The organism is Methylomonas rivi, assembly GCF_024505165.1.
GTDB classification, from domain to species: Bacteria; Pseudomonadota; Gammaproteobacteria; order Methylococcales; family Methylomonadaceae; genus Methylomonas; species Methylomonas rivi.
Map to the genome: position 1 here is coordinate 1 of NZ_JANIBK010000223.1, position 4,313 is coordinate 4,313.

Below are 4,313 nucleotides of genomic sequence, written 5' to 3' on the forward strand. Positions count from 1 at the left end.
GCGCTTCCGCCACGGAAACCGCCGGCGCGGGTTTTACAGGCTTGGCCGTGGGTTCAACCGGCGCGGGCTGGATGACCACGTCTTCTTCCTCGGCATCGGGCTCCACGAATTTGACGGCGGGCGCCGGCTGCGGAGCTGTCTCTTTTTCGGTAATGCGCGCCAGCGGACGCGGCCGCTCCAGATCGGCCTCCTCGTCGCCTTCGTAAACCACCGCCGGCGCATCAGGTTTTTTTTCCTCGGGTAGCGTCGCCACGTCTTCCACTTTTTCCGGCAACGGCATGATTTCCACGTCTTGCGCCTTGGCGGGCAATTCCGGGATTTTCAATTCATTGATGCTCTTACCCGATTCATCGATAGGGTCATCGAATAGCATCGGTACAAAAATGGCCGCCAGTGCCGTAATGACGGCGGCGCCAATCAATCGTTGCTTTAACTCTTGATCCATGTTGATCACCTCTAGGCAAATTGGGATAAATATTCGGACACCAAAAAAAAGGAACCGAAGATCAGGATTAACTCGCCGGGTCTGGCTGCGCTTTGCGCCGCTTGGAAACAGTCTGAAAAGCCGGCGTATCCCTTGTTCAGGTTTTTGATGTCTTGTTGCTGAAAATAACCGCTCAATAATTCTTCAGGCGCGGCGCGCGGATTCTTCAACGGCGCCAAATACCATTGATCCACCCTGTCCCGCATCATAGCCAACACGCCGGGTATATCCTTGTCTTTCATCATCGCAAACACCGCGTGAATTTTGACACCCGAAAAATAAGTCTGCAAATAACTCAACAGCGTTTGCACGGCCTGCGGATTGTGGCCGACATCCAACAAAATCGGCGTTTCTCCGCCGATGAGCTGAAAACGCCCGTTCAAATGCGCTTCCCGCACGCCCCGGCAAATCGCCCCCGGCTCGACCGGCAGACGAGCCTGCAAACACATGACGGCCATAATCGCGGCCGCGGCGTTACGAAATTGGTGTTCGCCCTGCAACGCAGGCAGCGGCAGGTCCGTCAATTTTAGCCTATCCGTCCACCACGCCCAGTGATGCGTGTGTTTTCGATAATGAAACGCCCGGCCGATTTGCATAATATCGGCCTGTTTTTCCCAGGCGGTTTGCAGCAAGGAAGCGGGAACCTGCTCGTCGCCGATCACGGCCGGCGCGCCGGCGCGGAATATACCGGCTTTTTCCCGGCCGATGGCTTCCACGGTATCGCCCAGCCAATCGACATGATCGATGGCGATGGTGGTAACCAGGGCCACATCGGCGTCGACGATATTGACGGCATCCAGACGCCCGCCCAGCCCCACTTCCAAAATCCGTATATCCACTCCGGCCCGGCTGAAAATATCCAGGGCCGCCAGGGTGCCGAATTCGAAATAGCTCAGACTGGTATCGGCCCGCGCCGCATCGATACGTTCGAACGCGGCGCAAATATCGTCATCGGCCGCGGACTGCCCATCGACCCGGATCCGTTCGTTGTACCGCAAGATATGCGGCGAAGTATAAGCGCCGACCTTATAGCCTTGCGCGCGGTATATGGCTGCCAAAAAAGCCACGCAGGACCCCTTGCCATTGGTGCCCGCAACCGTGATGGTGGGGGCTTTTTTTGGCTGGACGGCAAGCCGCGCCAAAACTCCCGCCACGCGCTCCAAACCCAAGTCGATCGGCCTGGGATGAGACTGTTCTTGCCAGGCAAGCCAGTCGGCCAACGCTGCAAAACGCGGCATGCAGGCTAATTGACGAATACTTCGCTTTCGATGACTACGGGTTGCGGTTCGGGAACAGACTGGCTGTGTATCGCATGAGGAAACAGCATGGACAAAATACTGGCGAGTTTGTCGCGCATGTCTCTACGGTCGATAATCATATCGATAGCGCCGTGTTCCTGTAAAAATTCGCTGCGTTGAAAGCCCTCCGGCAATTTTTCCCGCACCGTTTGTTCGATCACGCGCGGACCGGCGAAACCGATCAAGGCATCCGGCTCGGCGACATTGATGTCGCCCAGCATGGCCAAACTGGCGGACACGCCGCCCATGGTAGGGTCGGTCATAAAGGAAATGTACGGAATGCCGGCTTCCGCCAGACGGGTCAAGGCCGCGCTGGTTTTGGTCATTTGAAACAGCGAAAACAGCGACTCCTGCATCCTGGCGCCGCCGCTGGCGGTAAACACGATAAAAGGCACCCGGTCTTGCAGGCTTTGATTGACGCCGCGCACGAAGCGCTCGCCGACCACCGAGCCCATCGAACCGCCCATAAAGGTAAAATCGAAGGCCGCCGCCACAATGCCCCGGCCTTTTAAGGTGCCTTTCATCACCACCAGGGCGTCGTTTTCGCTGCTGGCTTTTTGCGCTTGTTTGATGCGGTCCTTGTAACTTTTACTGTCCTTGAATTTCAAAGGGTCGCTGGGTTTCAAGCCGGCGCCGATCTCGACCCGACCTTCGGGATCCAGAAACAAGTCCAGCCGGGTACGGGCATTGATACGCAAATGGTGCTCGCATTTCGGACAAACGCTGGCGTTTTTAACCAATTCCGCGTTAAACAAAATCGCATCGCAACGCGGACATTTGTTCCACAGGCCTTCCGGCACGGTGGTCTTTTTTTCCGCATTGTCGGTTCTAATGACGGACGGTACTAATTTTTCAAACCAACTCATTCGCTGTCTACTCCGCTTGAATGCTTAACTATCCATCGCCGAGCGCATGGATTTCAACAAGGCAATAATCTCGCTTCTGGCCTGCTCGGGGTCGTCCGGGCAGGCTTCGATTTTGCTGATCAACGCACTGCCCACCACGACGCCGTCGGCCAAATTGGCGACGGTTTTGGCTGTCTCGGCGTCTTTCACCCCAAAGCCGACCCCTACCGGCAAGCCGGTATTCGCCCGGATCAAGGCCAGTTTTTCCTTGACGTCCCCGGTATCCAGATGGCCGGCGCCGGTGACGCCTTTTAGAGATACGTAATATAAATAGCCGCTACCCACCGCATCCATTTTGGCAATCCGTTCGGCATCGCTATTGGGCGCCAGCAAAAAAATCTGGTCTATACCGCGTTCGCGCAGCAAAGCCACGCAATCCGCGGCTTCTTCGGGCGGCAAATCCACCGTCAGCACGCCATCGACGTCCGCCCGTTGCGCGGCATTGGCGAAATCTTCATAGCCCATCATTTCGATGGGATTCAGATAGCCCATCAACACCAACGGCGTGGTTTGATCGGTTTTACGAAATTCCATGGCCATGCTCAAAACCTTGCGCAGACCGACTTTATGCGCCAAGGCGCGCTCGCTGGCGCGTTGTATCACCGGGCCGTCGGCCATCGGATCGGAAAACGGCACGCCCAATTCGATCACGTCGGCACCGGCGGCCACCATGTCGTGCAGCATCGGTACGGTGAACTCGGGATACGGATCGCCGGCGGTAATAAACGGAATCAGCGCCTTGCGGCCGGAGGCTTTCAGTTCGGCGAATTTATCGGCAAGGCGGCTCATAAGCTGATCCCCTCGCGTTGCATAATGGTGTGCATGTCTTTGTCACCGCGTCCGGACAAATTAACGATAATGATTTGATCCTTGCGCATGGTCGGCGCCAGTTTCATGGTATAGGCCAGGGCATGACTGGATTCCAAGGCCGGAATAATGCCTTCCATGCGGGTCAGCGCATGAAAACCCGCCAAGGCTTCATCGTCGGTGATATTGACGTAATTAGCCCGTCCGGCATCCTTCAACCAGGCATGTTCGGGGCCGACGCCCGGATAATCCAGCCCGGCGGAAATGGAATGGGTTTCGATGATTTCGCCGTCGTCGTCCGCCATCAGATAAGTACGGTTGCCGTGCAACACGCCGGGACGGCCGGCGCATAACGGCGCGGAATGGCGGCCGGTTTCGATACCGTCGCCCGCCGCTTCGACGCCGTACATTTTCACGGCTTTATCGTCGATAAACGGATAGAACAAGCCGATCGCATTCGACCCGCCGCCGACGCAAGCCACCAAGGCGTCCGGCAAACGGCCGGCCTGATCGATACACTGCTGTTTGGCTTCGCGGCCGATAACCGCCTGAAAATCGCGCACCATGGCCGGATAGGGATGCGGACCGGCCACGGTACCGATAATATAAAAAGTATTGTCGATATTGGTTACCCAGTCGCGCAAGGCTTCGTTTAACGCGTCCTTCAGGGTTTTGGAACCGGATTCGACCGGCACCACGGTAGCGCCCAACAACTTCATCCGATACACGTTCAGCGCCTGGCGGGCGACGTCGACCGCGCCCATGTACACCACGCATTCCAGGCCCAGCCGGGCCGCGACGGTTGCCGTGGCGACACCG

4 protein-coding genes and 1 pseudogene are annotated in these 4,313 nt (G+C 57.2%); all 5 read right to left on the reverse strand.

All coding sequences use genetic code 11. The features are described 5' to 3' along the window. Positions 1 to 445 (reverse strand): annotated as a pseudogene (locus NP596_RS20120) (SPOR domain-containing protein); the annotation flags it as partial. 11 nt (positions 446 to 456) lie between these two features. After that, positions 457 to 1,722, reverse strand: a complete 1,266-nt coding sequence (folC, locus tag NP596_RS20125) for a bifunctional tetrahydrofolate synthase/dihydrofolate synthase (protein WP_256617179.1) — start codon at positions 1,720 to 1,722, stop codon at positions 457 to 459. A 5-nt stretch (positions 1,723 to 1,727) separates the two neighbouring features. After that, a complete protein-coding gene (gene accD / locus NP596_RS20130; protein ID WP_256617180.1) occupies positions 1,728 to 2,648 on the reverse strand; it encodes an acetyl-CoA carboxylase, carboxyltransferase subunit beta in 921 nt (306 codons plus the stop codon). A gap of 24 nt (positions 2,649 to 2,672) precedes the next feature. After that, the gene (trpA, locus tag NP596_RS20135) at positions 2,673 to 3,476 is read right to left on the reverse strand and encodes a tryptophan synthase subunit alpha (RefSeq protein ID WP_256617181.1); all 804 of its coding nucleotides are present in this window, start codon (positions 3,474 to 3,476) and stop codon (positions 2,673 to 2,675) included. Then, positions 3,473 to 4,313 (reverse strand): tryptophan synthase subunit beta (gene trpB, locus NP596_RS20140; RefSeq protein WP_256617182.1); only part of this gene is annotated, 841 nt, incomplete at its 5' end. The genes trpB and trpA, both read right to left, overlap by 4 nt.